The organism is Pseudoalteromonas sp. P1-8 (assembly GCF_001399985.1).
Lineage (GTDB): Bacteria > Pseudomonadota > Gammaproteobacteria > Enterobacterales > Alteromonadaceae > Pseudoalteromonas.
This window is the reverse complement of record NZ_LJSO01000001.1, coordinates 742,582-758,577: the sequence shown is the minus strand read 5'-3', so window position 1 is coordinate 758,577 and position 15,996 is coordinate 742,582. Positions and strand designations below refer to the sequence as shown.

Annotated in this window: 14 protein-coding genes; 4 read left to right on the top strand and 10 right to left on the bottom strand. The window is 42.1% G+C overall.

The window, feature by feature from the left end:
• Window positions 1-20: 20 nt before the first annotated feature.
• Window positions 21-1,613, bottom strand: coding sequence for a carboxylesterase/lipase family protein (locus AN213_RS03330; RefSeq protein ID WP_055197381.1), 1,593 nt, complete (start codon window positions 1,611-1,613; stop codon window positions 21-23).
• A gap of 194 nt (window positions 1,614-1,807) precedes the next feature.
• Here AN213_RS03330 and AN213_RS20495 point away from each other — a divergent pair, with 194 nt between their 5' ends.
• The gene (locus AN213_RS20495) at window positions 1,808-3,124 is read left to right on the top strand and encodes a PAS domain-containing methyl-accepting chemotaxis protein (protein WP_055197379.1); all 1,317 of its coding nucleotides are present in this window, start codon (window positions 1,808-1,810) and stop codon (window positions 3,122-3,124) included.
• 52 nt (window positions 3,125-3,176) lie between these two features.
• Here the strand turns inward: AN213_RS20495 and AN213_RS03320 are convergent, their stop codons facing one another.
• Window positions 3,177-4,175, bottom strand: a complete 999-nt coding sequence (locus tag AN213_RS03320) for a DUF4382 domain-containing protein (RefSeq protein ID WP_055021592.1) — start codon at window positions 4,173-4,175, stop codon at window positions 3,177-3,179.
• Window positions 4,176-4,404: 229 nt separating this feature from the next.
• Between AN213_RS03320 and AN213_RS03315 the strand changes: the two genes are divergently transcribed.
• Entirely contained in the window at window positions 4,405-4,845 is a 441-nt protein-coding gene (locus AN213_RS03315; RefSeq protein ID WP_054562559.1) for a hypothetical protein, read from the top strand.
• Window positions 4,846-4,881: 36 nt separating this feature from the next.
• Here AN213_RS03315 and AN213_RS03310 read toward each other — a convergent pair whose 3' ends face one another.
• From AN213_RS03310 to AN213_RS03285, 6 genes are all read right to left on the bottom strand, one after another.
• Complete coding sequence (locus AN213_RS03310) at window positions 4,882-6,570, bottom strand: methyl-accepting chemotaxis protein (protein ID WP_055197377.1); 1,689 nt, start codon at window positions 6,568-6,570, stop codon at window positions 4,882-4,884.
• Between the two features lie 98 nt (window positions 6,571-6,668).
• The gene (locus AN213_RS03305) at window positions 6,669-7,178 is read right to left on the bottom strand and encodes a GNAT family N-acetyltransferase (protein WP_055197375.1); all 510 of its coding nucleotides are present in this window, start codon (window positions 7,176-7,178) and stop codon (window positions 6,669-6,671) included.
• 3 nt (window positions 7,179-7,181) lie between these two features.
• Window positions 7,182-8,525, bottom strand: coding sequence for an N-succinylarginine dihydrolase (gene astB, locus AN213_RS03300; RefSeq protein WP_054562556.1), 1,344 nt, complete (start codon window positions 8,523-8,525; stop codon window positions 7,182-7,184).
• A gap of 48 nt (window positions 8,526-8,573) precedes the next feature.
• The gene (locus AN213_RS03295; protein ID WP_054562555.1) at window positions 8,574-8,804 is read right to left on the bottom strand and encodes a helix-turn-helix domain-containing protein; all 231 of its coding nucleotides are present in this window, start codon (window positions 8,802-8,804) and stop codon (window positions 8,574-8,576) included.
• 535 nt (window positions 8,805-9,339) lie between these two features.
• Window positions 9,340-10,353, bottom strand: a complete 1,014-nt coding sequence (locus AN213_RS03290; RefSeq protein ID WP_055197373.1) for a zinc-binding alcohol dehydrogenase family protein — start codon at window positions 10,351-10,353, stop codon at window positions 9,340-9,342.
• A 253-nt stretch (window positions 10,354-10,606) separates the two neighbouring features.
• Complete coding sequence (locus tag AN213_RS03285; RefSeq protein ID WP_055197371.1) at window positions 10,607-11,038, bottom strand: MarR family winged helix-turn-helix transcriptional regulator; 432 nt, start codon at window positions 11,036-11,038, stop codon at window positions 10,607-10,609.
• A gap of 123 nt (window positions 11,039-11,161) precedes the next feature.
• Between AN213_RS03285 and AN213_RS03280 the strand changes: the two genes are divergently transcribed.
• The gene (locus tag AN213_RS03280; RefSeq protein ID WP_055197369.1) at window positions 11,162-11,590 is read left to right on the top strand and encodes an organic hydroperoxide resistance protein; all 429 of its coding nucleotides are present in this window, start codon (window positions 11,162-11,164) and stop codon (window positions 11,588-11,590) included.
• A 27-nt stretch (window positions 11,591-11,617) separates the two neighbouring features.
• Here the strand turns inward: AN213_RS03280 and AN213_RS03275 are convergent, their stop codons facing one another.
• Both AN213_RS03275 and AN213_RS03270 read right to left on the bottom strand, forming a co-directional pair.
• Window positions 11,618-13,351: a GMC family oxidoreductase gene (locus AN213_RS03275; protein ID WP_055197367.1), complete on the bottom strand. Its 1,734-nt coding sequence runs from the start codon at window positions 13,349-13,351 to the stop codon at window positions 11,618-11,620.
• A gap of 25 nt (window positions 13,352-13,376) precedes the next feature.
• Complete coding sequence (locus AN213_RS03270) at window positions 13,377-14,810, bottom strand: coniferyl aldehyde dehydrogenase (RefSeq protein ID WP_095209695.1); 1,434 nt, start codon at window positions 14,808-14,810, stop codon at window positions 13,377-13,379.
• 107 nt (window positions 14,811-14,917) lie between these two features.
• On the opposite strand from AN213_RS03270, the gene AN213_RS03265 reads away from it, so the two are divergent.
• Window positions 14,918-15,922, top strand: a complete 1,005-nt coding sequence (locus AN213_RS03265) for an AraC family transcriptional regulator (RefSeq protein ID WP_054562549.1) — start codon at window positions 14,918-14,920, stop codon at window positions 15,920-15,922.
• Window positions 15,923-15,996: the final 74 nt, after the last annotated feature.

Below are 15,996 nucleotides of genomic sequence, written 5' to 3'. Positions count from 1 at the left end.
TAATTAAGCGCCTTATTTGATTACTTTTCAGCTTTTGTTTCTGTGATGTTTAACCGAGCTTGTAAGGGATCCGGTAAAAACTCTGCAGTCCCTGATTTACTCATTTTCAGTATAAAAGATTCATCATTTTTATATGCTTGCCAAGTCGGTAAACCCGGGCCATTTGGTGTGCCTAATTTAATAAAATTCGTCACATAACGGTGCATTATTTTAGCGGCTTGCTTATCTTGCTCAGTGGTTACATGCCCATATTTCGCTGCCACAGTATTAAAAAAGTACGGAATTTCGCTGGCGTGCTCTGCACCGGGTTTATCTAAAGTTTGCGCCACATAACCAAAACGATATAAAAAGGCATCTTTCCCCATATCTGTTACACGTTTTGCAACGAACCTTGCTGGCTCTTGCATCAAAGCATCTTGCCCAACTTGGTAATTGAGTAAAGGCAATGGCGTTTCGCCGCTTGCATCGTAAGTCATTTTTGCTTGTGTACTGTGCGGAGCAAAACTTGCGAATAGCGCCTCTTTAGAAGCAAAATTAGCAAAGCCTAAATCCATATCTGTTGTACCGACCATGGTCGCAACATGGCTAAACGTGCCTTTACTCAAGCGCGCTTCTGTCGCCGAATTGATGATGGTGCCATCAATAATTGGCCCGCCAACGTACGTAGGTTCAACATCATTTTGTCGGTTTAATGTGCTCAGATTTAGGTCATCAACCACGTCTTCGGCAGATAACTCACGTAGTGCAGCAAGGGCATTTTCATCACTGCCTAAAATGGTGTGTTGTTTGGCAAAGTTTTCGCCAATTTTTTCGGCACTTAATACGGTGTCATCATCACTAGTTAGAGGCAACTGCTTAAAAAGCTCTCGTCCGCCCGCTGACATAATAATCGCTTGCTGGAATAAGCCATTAGCAGCAGGTGTTTGCATCATCGCATGTACCGATGCGCCTCCTGCAGATTCACCCATAAGTGTCACTTTTGCAGCATCACCACCAAATTGAGCAATATTTTGTTTAACCCATTCAAGGGCCGCAATTTGATCCATTAAAGCGTAGTTGCCAAGCGCATCGTTCTCAAAACGACTAAGAGCAGGGTGCGCAAAAAAGCCAAATCGGCCTAGGCGATAATTAAAGCTAACAAAAATAACCCCTTGTTTAGCAAAACTTTCACCAGAGTAAACTGCGGGTGATGCACCACCATTTACAAAGCCACCACCGTGTATCCATACCACAACAGGGTAAGGGGTATCGCTGTGTTTAGTGGGTTTAAATACATTTAAATAAAGGCAATCTTCCGAAGGAGTTGTTGTAAGCGGTGCAGCGTCGGCTGCAAACGGCTTTTGCATACAGTCAGGCGCGTAATCGTTAAGTACTTTTACATCTTGCCACTTAGGAACAGGCTCTGGTGCTCGCCAGCGTAACTCTCCCACCGGAGCTGCAGCATACGGAATGCCTTTATAGGCAATAAAACGCCCTTCTTTTTGCCCTTGGATGAGCCCGCCAGTGACGGCGATTTGATCTGATTGAGGTTGTTCTTGGCAGCCTTGCAAAAATACAGCAGAGCCTAATAGAAAAGATGAGTAAAAAATCGATTTGAGAATACGCGAGGTCATAACAAAGCCTAGGCTGTTTGGGTAAGGCTTATAATATTATATATTTGCTCAATGTTTAAGAAGAAAGCGCTTTAGTGTAAGAACAGGCAGTTAGTTAACCTGTTAATCATTAAGAAAAAAGAACCATTTTGTAATTCTATTTCTTATGCTACTGAGCTAATATTTATTTAACTACCCTAATAACTGGTGTTTCAATGTGGTTTAGTAAAAATAAAGATCAACTCATTGATGCCTTGCAGCATGATGTTGATAAAAGTCAGCAATATTTAGCTGGGATCAGAGAAAGTATTGCTTATATCGAATTTACACCAGATGGAACTGTTCTCGAAGCCAATGATTTGTTTTGTAAAACAATGAAAGTGCAAGCTGGCGATATTATTGGTCAGCATCATAGTAAGTTTTGTGCGCCTGAATATAGCAGCTCAAAAGAGTATCAAACGTTTTGGCAAGATATTGCTAGAGGCCAAGCAAAGTCAGGGGTTTTCTCGCGCATAAATGGTGCCGGCGAAGATATTTGGCTGCGTGCAACCTATTTTCCTGTTCGCGGTGATGATGGCAAGGTGCGCTGTGCAATTAAGTTCGCTTCAGAAATTACTAAAGAAGTCGAGAAACTTGATGAAATGTCGGCAATCTATGATGCCGTTAATAAAAGCACTGCGATGATCCGCTTTACGCCGGATGGTCATATTATTTCTGCGAATGATAATTTCTTAAATGTTGTAGGTTACAGTCTTGCTGAAATTCAAGGTCAGCATCACAAACTGTTTTGTTATGACGACTTTTATCAAAAGAACCCCAACTTTTGGCAAGATCTTGCAAACGGGCGCATTTTCTCTGGGCAATTTTCTCGTAAAAAACGTGATGGCAGCCCACTTTATTTAGAAGCAACCTACAACCCTATTTTTAATAAACAGGGTAAAGTGACGCAGATCATTAAGTTTGCATCTGATGTCACCGCCAGAGTTAACAGCACCGAAGAAGTTAAACATGCAGCAGAAAATGCCGGCCACACGTCTGAAGAAACCTCGCAAGTTGTGACGAATGGTCAGCAGCGAATTTTAAGTAGTGTTGCGTCATCAAAAAAAGTGAGCGAGCAGGTTCATCAAACTCGTGAACTGTCGGATGTGTTAGCGCAGCAGTCATCACAAATAGGTGAAATTGTAACCACCATTAATAGCATCGCAGAGCAAACAAACTTACTCGCCTTAAATGCAGCGATTGAAGCTGCCAGAGCCGGGGAGCATGGTCGTGGCTTTGCGGTGGTTGCCGATGAAGTAAGAAATTTATCGCAACGTACTTCTGTGTCGACCAGTGAAATATCAGGCCTGATTGGAAAGACGCAAGAAATCGCAGCAAAAATGACGGCTCTTATCGAAGAAATCGAAGCTCTGTCTGGTGAGTCTCAGCAAAATGTTGAAGAAGTCAGCATGATCATGGAAGACATTAAAACCGGTGCAGATAAAGTGGTGGATCAAATATCTGAAGTAATTATTCGTTACGACACACTCTAAACAACAAAAAGCCCGCAGTGCGGGCTTTTTAATGGGGGTATTGATTCCAATATTATTCAGAAACAGTGAAAGACACGTCTAAGTCTTCACCTGATGTTACTGTAATTGGTTTTACTTGATAAAGCGTAAATGCTTCGTCTTGCGTTTCAACGTCATCGATATGCGCTGCACAGGTATAAGCAAGTTGGTAGTCACCCGGTTGAATGAACGCAAGTTCAAATTCGTATTGGTTATCTTCGCTATCGAAAACAACATCCGCCGTTGCAAGAGGTGCATCTAATGGTGTTTCGTCTTCGTTAACTTCATAGTTGTCCATTGGCATTTCAACATCGCTGCTGTATAGGTAAACAGCATGACCGAATGAGCCATCTTCTAGTGCGATATTGATATTATCAGTTTCACAGTTAGCGATAAGTACATCGCTTACAGTGCCTTCGATATCTTCAGATTCAGCAAGGTTTTCTAAGCGAACACCGCGTGGTTTTAAGAAGATCTCATCACTATTTTGTGGATCAACTAGTGACTTTTTAAGGTCAAATTCGATAACAAAGTCGTTACCAGCTTGGTTAAGGGTAAAGCCATCAAGTTGGATTTCACCGATACCATCGTTGCCTTTACGTTTAACAACCAGTGGTGCAATGCTGTCATCTTCGTAAACAACATGCGAAGTCATGGTTAAATCGTTTGTGTCACCATTGATAACATCTGCACGGATCCATTGATATTCGCCAGCAGGTACTTCTTCATCTTCTAATAAAGAAAACACATCATCACCTGTGTAGTCTAATAGGTTAACCATTTCAGGCATGGTTTCATCATCATCTTCACGGGTCTCAAAAGTGAACTCTTCACCACCTTGGGTTTTCAATGTGATTGAATCAAACACAACATTAACAGCTTTTAAACCTGTCACTGGTGCATCAGACACACCTAATGTGAACTGTGCAGTTTGTGGCTGAGGATCAACCGAGTCGTTCTTGTCGTCATCTGAGCCACAACCAACAAGTGCAAATAAAACGGCGCTGCTAAGTAATGTAGTTTTAAAGTTCATCATTTCTTCCCTTTGTGTTCTAAAAATTTACTAATAGTGTAATAACTAAAACTTAATGTAACTTGAATTGCTAATGATAAGTTTCGATTAACACCTTTGTACCTTTTATGTAACAAGCTGAAAGCCACGACAAAATATAAATGCAAATTTAGCGTGCTTTTTAAGCAAATTCATTTTTCTTCCACATTTTGCTGACACCATCGCAAAAAATAAAAATCTAGGAACAAAAATGAAGGTCATTGATTTAGAAAAGCGCTTTGAGTTGAGGAGTTGGGCACTGCTAGCTGCATTTAACTTAATCTTATTTGTGGGATTTATTAATAGCGTATCAGAAGTGAGCAGCTTACTTTTTAGCTTTTTAGCTTGTGCAGTTACGTTGTTATTAGCGCTACTTGTGTTTAATTCAAAGCGCAATTTAACGGTGTGTCGCCATGGTGTGCATTACCGTAATTTATTTGGACAATGCCGTCATATGCATGCAAGACAAGTGCAGTTTATTCACCATTACTCATTTTTTGGTTTGCGCTTAGTACTTATTATGGGCGAAAAGTATATTTGTATTGCGCCTTTTTATAGTCTTAATGACAAACATCAACAACGTCTAAAGCGCTACGATAATGATTTGTTCGATTGGCTAAAGAACTTACAAAAGACCAATGATTTTTGTTAAGCAGGCTGCAATGCCTGCCTAACCATCAATCAGTTATTAGGTTTTATAACGGCTAACATTTTGTTCTAACTGCGTTGCCGTGTCTGTTAGTTCATGCATGTACGATGTGGCTACATCGGTATCATTAGCGGTTTTGTTAGCGATATCGACAATGGTCGTCATGTTTTGATTAATGGCTTCAGACACTGACGTTTGCTCTTCAGCGGCTGTGGCAATTTGTGCATTTTGTGATGTGATGGTGTTAACCGAAAGCAGTACTTCATTAAGCGCTTTTTCGACTTCGCCTGCCTCATTAACACTGGTTGCACTGCCAGATTTGATTGACTGCATAATGCTATTTACAGTTGTTGTTCCTTGCTGTACTTGCTCAATCATTGCCTCTATTTCATGAGTACTATCTTGCGTGCGTTTTGCTAGAGTTCGCACTTCATCAGCCACCACCGCAAAGCCACGACCCGCTTCACCAGCTCGGGCAGATTCAATAGCTGCGTTCAGTGCCAGTAGATTTGTTTGCTCGGCAATGTTTCTGATCACATCAAGCACACTACCAATTTGACTCGATTGTTGATTAAGCTGATCGACCGCATTAGCCCCTTCATCAACTTGTTTGGCAAGGCCATTAATCACTTTTATGGCAATGAGTAATTGGTTGTTAGCTTGTTTTACTAAATGATCGGCATGTTCAGCAGCGGTTGAGGCCTCTTGAGCACTGCGGGCAACTTCCATTGACGCCGCCGACATTTCGTTTATTGCGGTTGCAACTTGTTCACTTTCTTCATGTTGACGATTAATACCTGCGTGCATATTGGCAAGTAGCTCGTTGAGTTTGTGTGACGCTTGATTCATCGATTGCGATGATTGGCGAATATCAATAACCATCTTACCAACGTCATCGGCAAAACGGTTAAACGAACTGCCAAGCTTGCCGAGTTCATCGTCTCGTTTCACCATTAAACGTTGGGTTAAATCGCCATCACCTTGTGATATATCGTTCATTGCTAGTACGGTTGTGTGCAGAGGGCTAGTAATACTGCGCGATACCACCACTGCAATCGCTGCGGTAATTGCAACTGCGAATATTGAAGCGATAACGGTGTTTATAAAGGCATTATCGATACCTTCATTAACACGTTGCTCTGTCACTGCAACTTGTTGCTCAAGGCCACTGATCCAAAAACCGGTTCCTAGCACCCAGTTCCATTTTGGTAGCAAAGCGGCATAACCGAGTTTAGGGTTTACACTGCCATTGGTATTTTTCCAAGAATACTGCACATAGCCACCGCCTTTCTTCGCAGCATCAATCAGCTCTCGTATCAGATAAACCCCATTAGGATCTTTAAAATCATAAAGGTTTTTACCCTCAAGTGAGGCGTTAACGCCATGAGCAATGTTGACACCTTTTACATCATATACAAACACATAGCCTGTATCGCCAGCATCATCAAAACGCAAATTACGCAAAATGCTTTTTGCTTGGTTTTGTAGCTGTTCAGTATTAGAGCCATCATCTTGTGCGATGAGATGAGCAATCGAACTCATGGCAATTTTTTGATAGTTACTAACTTCTGCTTTTCGATCGTTTTCCATTTGTGTGGCAAAACTTTCAACGGTTTGTGCACCACTGTGTTTTGATTGCACATAGTTGTAGAGTGTCAGCATAATTGCAATGAGTAGGGGGGGAAGTAGGGCTAGAAAGAGTACCCGTTGCTGTATTGATAGCGCCATTTATCGCTCCTAATAAAATCCGCAGTACTAGTTTAGTACGTTTATAGATTTTTATTAGTCGACTTTATGATTATATCAATTGGCTATAAAAAGCAGATCTAGGCGACCTGCTTATAAAAATACACCGTTGCGTCAAATTCACCGGATGAGCTTTTCGCAAAACCAGGAATCGTGCCAGCTTCAATATAATCGAGTTTGCGATATAAATATGAAGCAGTGTCACCTTGGCGGGTATCAAGTACCAATAATTGAATCCCTAATATACGGGCGTCGGTCTCTAGGCTATTCATCAATTGTTTTGCTATTCCTTTGCCTTGATATTCGCTGTGCACCATGAGCTTTTCAACCTCGCCGCGGTGAGTGCCATTGGCTTTAGCACACAAAGAAAGCTGCACTGAGCCAATCACCGTATCACCATCAAGGGCAAGATAAAGCCTACGGTAAGGCGTTGCTAAATCCCCATCGACTCCTTGCCAGTAGTCATGTGCTGGCTGTAATGATAGCGGGGCAATAAAGCCGATTGATGCGCCACTGGCAACGCTATCAATCAGTAAACTATTGAGTGATTTAGACACCCCTTTAATAGAGTGTACAGCTCTAATTTTCATTATTTATTCTTGTTGAAATGGATACACAGAGCCTAAGTTAAGTAAGCTGGTTAACTCATCAAGTGCCTGGTAGCTTTCGGTTAAAAGCATTGGATCGGCAAAGTCGTCACTACTTAAAGAGTCACGGTAATGCTTATTCGCCCAACTTACTAATTGGTTATATTTTTCTTCGCTGAATCGTACACCCGGATTGACTGCGGCTAGTTCGTCAGTATTGAGCGCTACACGCAAGCGTAAACAAGCAGGGCCACCGCCATTTTGCATGCTTTGGCGCAAGTCAAAAAAGCGCACTTGCTGAACAGGGTTATCTGCCAATATCATTTCTTGAATGTAATCGTGAACAGCTTGATTACGCTGACACTCTTTAGGTGCAACCAGCATCATGCTGTCATCACTTAAGGTAATTAATTGGCTATTAAATAAATAGCTGCCTACAGCATCAGTAATGCTCACTTTGTTGGTTGGCACTTCAATAATATGGAGTGGCTTGTTACCTAAGTAAGCTTGTTTAATCTGTTTTAGCGTATCAGCTTGATGTAAAAACGCTTGTTCGTGGCATAAAAGTACATTGCCATTGGCTACAGCGATTACATCGTTATGGAAGACACCTTGGTCTATTACATCAGGGTTTTGCTGAATAAATAATTGATTTTCTGGCTTTAGCTGATGTAAACGAGCAATTGCTTGCGAAGCTTCAAGAGATTGTCTTGCAGGAAATTTCACGGGTTTTGGTAAGGCGCTATTAAAACTACTTGCACCATAAACAAAGATCTCAAGCCCTGTATCTGCATGGCTGTCGCATAATCGATTATGATTTGCGGCGCCTTCATCACCAAAAAAACCTTGATCAGGTAAGTGCGTATGATGGCTAAAGTAACGCTCATCGTTAAACATGGCTTTTAATAAAGCCGTAGTTGTAACGGGCTCTAGCGAGCGGTGAAATTTGTTATTTAAGTTAGCAGCTGTAAAGTGCACTTTGCCATCAAGCGTATCGACTGAAGGCGAGATAGTGCCAGCATTGGCTGTCCACATGGCCGATGCACTATAACAAGCTCGCAGTAAAATAGGGTCTGCTTTAAATGCTTTTTCAATAATTTGGCTATCACTGCCTGAGAAGCCTAAACGCTTTAGCACATTAATGTCGGGGCGAGCATGAGGTGCAAAAATACCTTGTTCTAGCCCTAATTCGTGCATTGCTTTCATTTTTTCAAGGCCTTGAAGCACGGCCTCTTTAGGGTTGGAATGCGAAGAGGCGTGACTTAGTGAAGCGACATTGCCATACGATAATCCCGCGTAATTGTGAGTAGGCCCCACTAAGCCATCAAAGTTTACTTCTACTGCGTGCATACTTAATCCATCATTGTTGTGCGTGTATTTTAACCATACAGAAGTTATTTAGCTGAAGCTAGCTAACTCCATTTCTACATTACGTAGACTTTGTTGAAGGCGCTTCTGAGTGGCGATTAAATACGCTTTTTGTTTGTTCTGCTTAACTTGTTGCTGTCGTGCGGCTTTGTATAACACACGCTTAGGAATGTCGTACTGCTCAGACGCTTCAGTGATTGTTAGTTGATGAACCGAAATTTTTTTAAGCGCTTCAATAAATGCGGGGTCATTATTTAACATAGCGACGCTCCAAATCAGCCACATTATGCGGATCGTTTGCTTCATGCATATGCCATGTGCTGATGTCTAATCGCCAAAGTAGATAAAGAGTGTGAAAGAAGTTAGTCACGTTAGTCTCCTTGTTAGTGCCAGTTCATACTCACTATTGGAAGATCTGTGCCAAACCTTTATTAAAATTAAATGCATTAAAAATCAATTGGTTAATATTCAGCGGTAAGGGCGTCCCCAAAAACTGGCACTAAAATAGTGAAAGGCAAGCGTAGTAATGCACTTTAATGATGCGTTTTTTTATTAATGATCGAGGAAATACGCGATGTAAAATCGCTGCTACATGCTCGCCCTCGCTTCTCGCCCCTCGTCCCTCGCACCTCGTTTTTCGTAGCAGCAGCTTTATGCCGCGACATGGGTGAGGTAGGGAAGGTACGAGAATGAAACGCGATGTAAAATCGCTGCTACATGCTCGCACCTCGCTTCTCAAAACTTTACTCTCGCTAACTTTACTCTCGCTAACTTTCCCCTCGCAACTTTCCCTTCGTTACTCAAACCCCTCCAACACAAGCTTTCCGCGAGCTTTGTGAGATTCTAAAATCCCATGGGCTTTAATAAGGTTTGCTACGTTTATTTTACCTAAATGCTCACCCAATGTTGTTTTGATTGTGCCGTTATCAACTAAGGTCGAGAGCTCAGAAAGAAGCTGATGCTGGGCAATCATATCATCGGTTTGGAACATTGAGCGGGTATACATAAACTCCCAATGCAACGAAATACTTTTACGCTTTAACTTTAAAATATCAAAGCTTGCAGGGTCGTCGATCAGTGCCAATTTACCTTGTGGCTTGATCACTTCCATAATGCTATCAAGGTGTTGGTCGGTGTGCGTTAAGCTCACTACGTAATCAAATTCATTCAGATCGGCCGCAAGACGTTGCTCGTTAAGGTTTTTGCTATGATCAAGCACATGATCAACACCTAAGTCTTTAAGCCAGTTGGCGCTTTCTTCTCGTGCGGCGGTACCAACAACTGTTAAATTGGTAAGCTGTTTGGCAAGCTGCACTAAAATTGAGCCTACACCACCTGCGGCACCTATCACTAATACAGAGGCTGGCTTATTGCTTTTAGATTTTTCAATCTGTAAGCGGTCAAACAATAACTCCCATGCCGTAATACTGGTTAATGGCAGGGCGGCTGCTTCACTATTACTGAGGCTTGTTGGTGCAAGACCGACAATGCGTTCATCAACAAGTTGCAGCTCAGCATTACTGCCTTGGCGCGTTAAGTCGCCAGCATAAAACACACGATCACCGACATTAAATAACGAAACTTTGTCGCCAACAGCTTTAACGGTTCCCACGGCGTCCCAGCCAATAACTTTGTAGCCATTGTCTGGTGACACATTGGCGCGAATTTTAGTATCAACAGGGTTTACTGAAATTGCTTCTACGGCGACAAGAATGTCGTGACCTGTCGCAACGGGATCAGGTAATTCAATCGCTTGTAATGATGAGTCCGATAACGTTGGGGTTGCTGTAGTGTATCCAAATGCTTTCATGATGGTGTCCGTATTGATGAGTTTTGAACACTATAGCGTATAGAATTATATTAAAAAGAGGTTTAGATACCAGCTCGCAATAATACGTAATCATTTTGAGGGAGCAAACCTGTCGCTACCAGCGTTAAAAATTTCTCATTTAAAACAACATAACGAAATTTTTGCCTTGTTATCAACGAGGTTTTCTTGCCTCAAAAAGCCCACTTTATTAAGCAAGTTGGTATTATCCAAATTCACTTTCAAATAATTTTTGTTAATTAAGGTCACTATTTACTAAATCGAGTAACTCAATCAGTTGCAGTGCTTGTTGTTCGTTAATGCTTGGGAAGCGACAACGAATTTGCGACGGTATATCGGCAGCTTGATCTTGCATCGCCTTGCCTTTGGCTTCGAGCTGCACGAGTCGTTTGCGTTTATCTTGGCTATCTTTGGTGATCGACAACAATGCTTTATCGCTCATTTTTTTCAAAATTTGCGTCATTGCACCACCATCAATGGCGGTTTTTTCAAGTAATTCAGCAATGCTGATCTGATCTTTTTCCCACAGCGCCATCATCACTACGTATTGCGGGTAGGTTAAATCTAATTGATTAAGAGAATCTCTATACGCACGGGCAATCCCATTCGATGCCATATATAAGCGATGGCATAGCTGGTTATCTAATTTTAGCTGTGGGTATTTCATACTCGCTCCTCAAAATTCAATACGTGTATTTTAATTTGCATACAAAGTATTTGCAATCCCGAAAAAGCTGATCTAATATATTTTGTATGCAAAGTATATTTTCACTCAATTAGGAGAGTAATCATGAAAGAACTACAAAGCGTCGCATACACAGCAAAAGCAACAGCAACAGGTGGCCGTGAAGGCACAGCAAAATCAGATGATGGTCGTTTAGATGTGGCACTATCAACTCCTAAAGGGTTAGGTGGTGATGATGGTCAAGGTACAAACCCTGAGCAATTATTTGCAGCAGGTTACGCGGCTTGTTTTATCGGTGCATTAAAGTTAGTGGCTGGCCAAGCAAAAGTTAAATTACCTGCTGATACTCATATTAACTCTGAAGTATCAATTGGTCCTATCGAAGGTGGTTTTGGTATTGCTGTTAAACTTGCGGTATCGGTAGGTGATCTTGATAAAGACACTGCTCTTGAACTGGTTAATAAAGCGCACGAAGTATGCCCATACTCAAACGCAACGCGTGGTAACATTGCTGTAGAATTATCAGTGATCTAATTGCTATTTATCAAAATAGGCCGTGCTTTATGCACGGCTTTTTTGTTTTTCAGCAATCGATTTTGCTAAATCACCTGAACCAGTAAGCGCTGATACTAGGCCTTCGCGTGGTTCACTAAATTCTATTGGCTTTATCTTGCTTGCTCGGGCTGCATCGAATACCGGCACTTGGCTCATTGCATATTCCGACAATGCGGTAATGGTTAATGATGGGTTTACCCCTAAATTACCCGGTATGATTGAGCCGTCAATAACTCGTAGGTTTTGATAGCCGAACACTTCTCCAGAGCTATCAACTACGCCGTTAGAGGCATCAGTTCCCATGGCGACTCCACTCATTATATGCGCCGTCATTGGGGCACCAAAGAGCACTTCAGATAAGGCTGAGCCCGGCACGCCACCGAGTTTTTCGGCGTAGAGTTTGGTTGCTTCTTCTGCTTTTGGAAAACTAACACTAAGCGGCGTGTCATTGTCTTTTTGCACCGCAGTAATGCCGTTTTTAAATAATCGATACCATTTACGTCGCCATTCAAGGTGAATAAACGCCTCTGATTTTTGCATCACCAAAAATAGAATCGAGCTGCGGGCTTTACCTTTTGGCCGCAAGACTTTGGCTGTTTTTATTGGATGGCGCAGTGTATTAACTAAAAACTTAGCAATACGCTTGAGCCCTTTTCCAGTCACCATAGGGACGTAAGGTAAATATAGCCATGTGCCATCGGCGCCTTCTCTAAACCGGCAAATTTCAATATTGGTGTCTTTGTCGACCGAAATAAATGAGCTGATCGCAACACCATCATCAACTTTTTTAGTGGTGTTGTTCGCGGTGGTGAGGGTTTCTGAATTAGTGCGAATTTGCTGACCTAGCCAAGCTGAAATATTGGGCAATGTTTTGTCTTTATCGCGCATTTTTAAAAGCAAAGGCACGGTGCCCATGACCCCTGCGCTTAGCACAACGCCACGTGTTGTTAGCGTATAAATATGGCTGTTGCGATGACTGGTATCTTTAATCTTAATTTTGTATCCGGCGCTGCCATCTGCATTGAGCGGGGTGATTTTGATTACTTCAGAGCTGGGTCTTATCTCTACGCCATTGCGCTCGGCAAAGTACAGATAGTTTTTCATTAAGGTGTTTTTGGCATTATGGCGACAACCAATCATGCAGCTACCACAATAATGGCAGGTATTTCGTCTTGGACCATCGCCATTAAAGTATGGGTCGGGTAGCTCTTTGTCATAGGCTTCGCCGGGTTTTGCAAAAAGTACCCCAGTGTTCACGGTTTTGAATGAGTCACCTTGACCCATCTGCTCGGCAATCTCTTTTAGTGTGTGATCGGCAACATTGGTATAAGTATTTTTGGCACTGCCTAACATGCGCTGTGCAAGGCCATAGTAGGGCTTTAGACTTTCTTTCCAGTCTGATTTTATTCGTGTCCACGCTGGAGATTGAAATACTTCATCATCAGGAATAAGGTGCACATTGGCATAAATTTGTGAGCCACCACCCACACCCACGCCATGCAGCACAGTGACTTTGCTGGTAAACGAAAATTGAATGCAGCCTTTTAGGCCAATTTCTGGCTGCCACATATAATTTTTGATATCTAGGTTGGTCTTTGGAAACTCCTTATCGTCGCGACGTAGGCCTTTTTCGAGTACTAAAACCCGGTTGCCTTTTTCGCTTAGGCGAAGCGCACTAACCGAGCCACCAAATCCAGAGCCTATAATAATTTGGTCAAAATCAAATGTGTGTTGCTGCATTATTATCACCTGTTGGTGTTTATTATTATGAATTTAATTTACTTAAAAAGGCTAAAAGCTTATCGGCAAATCTACCGTAAGGCGGCATTAAAAATTTCACGCTCGAAAACTTGGCTTGATAAAACACCGGACGTAATTTTGAAAAGGTTAAAAAGCCTTCATAGCCATGGTAATGCCCCATACCACTGGCACCTACGCCACCAAAAGGTAAGTCGTGCTGACCGACATGAAATAGGGCATCGTTAACGCTTACACCACCCGACATCACCTGCTCAATATAAAAGTTAATAAGCTGTCTGTCGTAGCTAAAAGGGTAAAAAGCTAAAGGCCTATCTCGCCCTGCAATATAATCAACGACCTGCTGCGAGTCTTGATAGGTTTTTACCATTAAAATAGGTCCAAATGTCTCGCGAGTATCAATGCTCATACTGTCATTGCTGTTTAAAATTAATGTCAGAGGCAGCTTTCGCGTATTGGCATCTGCAACTTGGTCGCTAAGCGTAATAACGTCAGCGCCGAGTTGCCTGGCTTCTTCAATACAGGTTGTAAGGCGTTTAAATGCGCGGTCATCAATAATGGCTGTGTAGTCTTGGCTATGAATATCTGGTACATGCTTTTTTGCCCAGCGTGTTGCTGTATCGATAAATAGCGCAAGTTGAGACTGATGCACAAATACATAATCAACATTGGTACAAATTTGCCCCGCGTTCATTTGTTTTACATACATGATGCGCTCTACAGCTTTTTGCATCGGGTAATCAGTCGCAATCACAGCAGGAGATTTACCACCTAACTCAAGGGTTACAGGCGTTAGATTTTGTGCTGCGGCAGCCATCACTTTTTTACCGGTTTCACCTGAGCCTGTGAACATTAAATGATCAAAGGGAAGCTTTGAAAAGGCGATGCCTACTTCACCAGTCTCACAGTAAAATTGCAGCTTTTCGGGTTTGAAATAGTGGCCTACAAGCTCACCTAAAAGCGCACTTAAATGCCGTGAATTTTCAGACATTTTAACCATCGCCTTATTACCTGCTGCAAATGCAGCAGCTAATTGACTAAAGGCTAAATTTATCGGGAAATTCCAAGGCACAATTAACCCTACAACACCAAGCGGCTGGGGAATAACTCGGTTTTTTGCCCCTAAATACATACGATGATCAACATGTCGCTTTTGCACTTTCATCCACTTTTTAAGGTGCTTTAAAGTGCTATTGATATCTGCGCAGGCATTAATGATTTCAGCCAGCAAGGTTTCATGGCGAGAGCGATTACCATAGTCTTGATTAATAGCCTCGATAATACGTGCTTGGTTCTCAGTAATAATAGCTTTTAACGCAAGTAAGTGTTCACGTCTTTGCTGGTAGTTTTCAATACCCTCAGCTTTAGCGTGGCTGCGCTGCGCGACTAAGTCGGCCATTAAAATGTTGTCGATGTTTATCGGTTTTGCTGCAATGTTCATCTGTATGTTCTATTTGTCAGAGTTTGTTCTAGCATAAATAAATCACTTGCAGTTGGTTTGACTTTTTAGGACACTGAAATGACTCTTTAGGACAAAAGGCACACTGCGTGGAAAGTTTAATTCGCTCTTCTAGTTTAGCTGGGTTTGAGAATTTAGTGAGACAATATGGTGTAAACCCTATTACTTTGTTGGAGAAAGCGGGTATTTTACCCGCACAACTACGCGACCCAGACAGTTTTGTTGTTTACGCTCATTACCTTGAATTACTTGAACTTGCTGCCCAAGTGTGTGATGAGCCATGTTTTGGCTTAAAGCTTGGCGCATCACAAAGTATGAGCACTGTGGGCTTGATTGGTGCTTACATGTCTCGCCAACCTACGATTCTTGATGCCCTTAATGTTGCTCAAAAATACATATACCTGCATGCCGAAGGCATTGTGCTAAACCTTGCCTTATTTGGGCAAACGAGTTGTGAGGTCCGTTTTGTCCGACTCTCTGACGAAAAACACGAGTTTGAGCAAAAATCGCAGTTGGCAGTGTGTTTGGTCAATAAAATATTAAAAGAATTAGTTGGCCCGAAATGGCGCGCCGATAAAGTGTGTTTACGGCAATCTGTCGCGGTGAACCAGCGGCCTTTATTTAATAAAGTGCTAAATTGCGAGGTTGAGTTTAAAAGTGACGTTGATGCGATTTACTTTTCAAGCGCATTTTTATCCTATAAACCTCAGCTCAATGATGCCATTTTAGACACCTTAATAGCCGACCAACTTGAGCTGCAACGTCTTAACAAACTCCCCGATGAAATGCTGCAAATAGAAAGTGCGATGAAAATGTTGCTAGCAACCGGTGAGTGCAATAAAGAAAATACCGCCAAAAGTGTAGGGCTCCACCCCAAAAAGCTGCAACGTATATTAACCGAGCATAACACCAGTTATCGGCAATTGTTGGACGAAGTAAGAAAGTCAGAGGCAATGCGGCTATTACAAAAAAAGCATATAAATATGACCGACTTAGCACTGCGTTTAGGGTATGCGGAGCTGTCGATTTTTAGTCGTCGCTTTAAGCTATGGTTTGGTGTGTCACCCACCGAATGGCAGCAAAATTTGCGCTAACTTAACAAAGCGGCCTAATCACACTAAAACTCCATACTTTTTTTCTAATTGTCCCTGTAAAGTCATGCAAATGG

What these genes read in the sequence shown, in the direction of transcription:
- AN213_RS03330 (WP_055197381.1), bottom strand. Translation starts at nt 1,613, where the DNA reads ATGACCTCGCGTATTCTCAAATCGATTTTTTACTCATCTTTTCTATTA.
- AN213_RS20495 (WP_055197379.1), top strand. Translation starts at nt 1,808, where the DNA reads ATGTGGTTTAGTAAAAATAAAGATCAACTCATTGATGCCTTGCAGCAT.
- AN213_RS03320 (WP_055021592.1), bottom strand. Translation starts at nt 4,175, where the DNA reads ATGAACTTTAAAACTACATTACTTAGCAGCGCCGTTTTATTTGCACTT.
- AN213_RS03315 (WP_054562559.1), top strand. Translation starts at nt 4,405, where the DNA reads ATGAAGGTCATTGATTTAGAAAAGCGCTTTGAGTTGAGGAGTTGGGCA.
- AN213_RS03310 (WP_055197377.1), bottom strand. Translation starts at nt 6,570, where the DNA reads ATGGCGCTATCAATACAGCAACGGGTACTCTTTCTAGCCCTACTTCCC.
- AN213_RS03305 (WP_055197375.1), bottom strand. Translation starts at nt 7,178, where the DNA reads ATGAAAATTAGAGCTGTACACTCTATTAAAGGGGTGTCTAAATCACTC.
- astB (WP_054562556.1), bottom strand. Translation starts at nt 8,525, where the DNA reads ATGCACGCAGTAGAAGTAAACTTTGATGGCTTAGTGGGGCCTACTCAC.
- AN213_RS03295 (WP_054562555.1), bottom strand. Translation starts at nt 8,804, where the DNA reads ATGTTAAATAATGACCCCGCATTTATTGAAGCGCTTAAAAAAATTTCG.
- AN213_RS03290 (WP_055197373.1), bottom strand. Translation starts at nt 10,353, where the DNA reads ATGAAAGCATTTGGATACACTACAGCAACCCCAACGTTATCGGACTCA.
- AN213_RS03285 (WP_055197371.1), bottom strand. Translation starts at nt 11,038, where the DNA reads ATGAAATACCCACAGCTAAAATTAGATAACCAGCTATGCCATCGCTTA.
- AN213_RS03280 (WP_055197369.1), top strand. Translation starts at nt 11,162, where the DNA reads ATGAAAGAACTACAAAGCGTCGCATACACAGCAAAAGCAACAGCAACA.
- AN213_RS03275 (WP_055197367.1), bottom strand. Translation starts at nt 13,351, where the DNA reads ATGCAGCAACACACATTTGATTTTGACCAAATTATTATAGGCTCTGGA.
- AN213_RS03270 (WP_095209695.1), bottom strand. Translation starts at nt 14,810, where the DNA reads ATGAACATTGCAGCAAAACCGATAAACATCGACAACATTTTAATGGCC.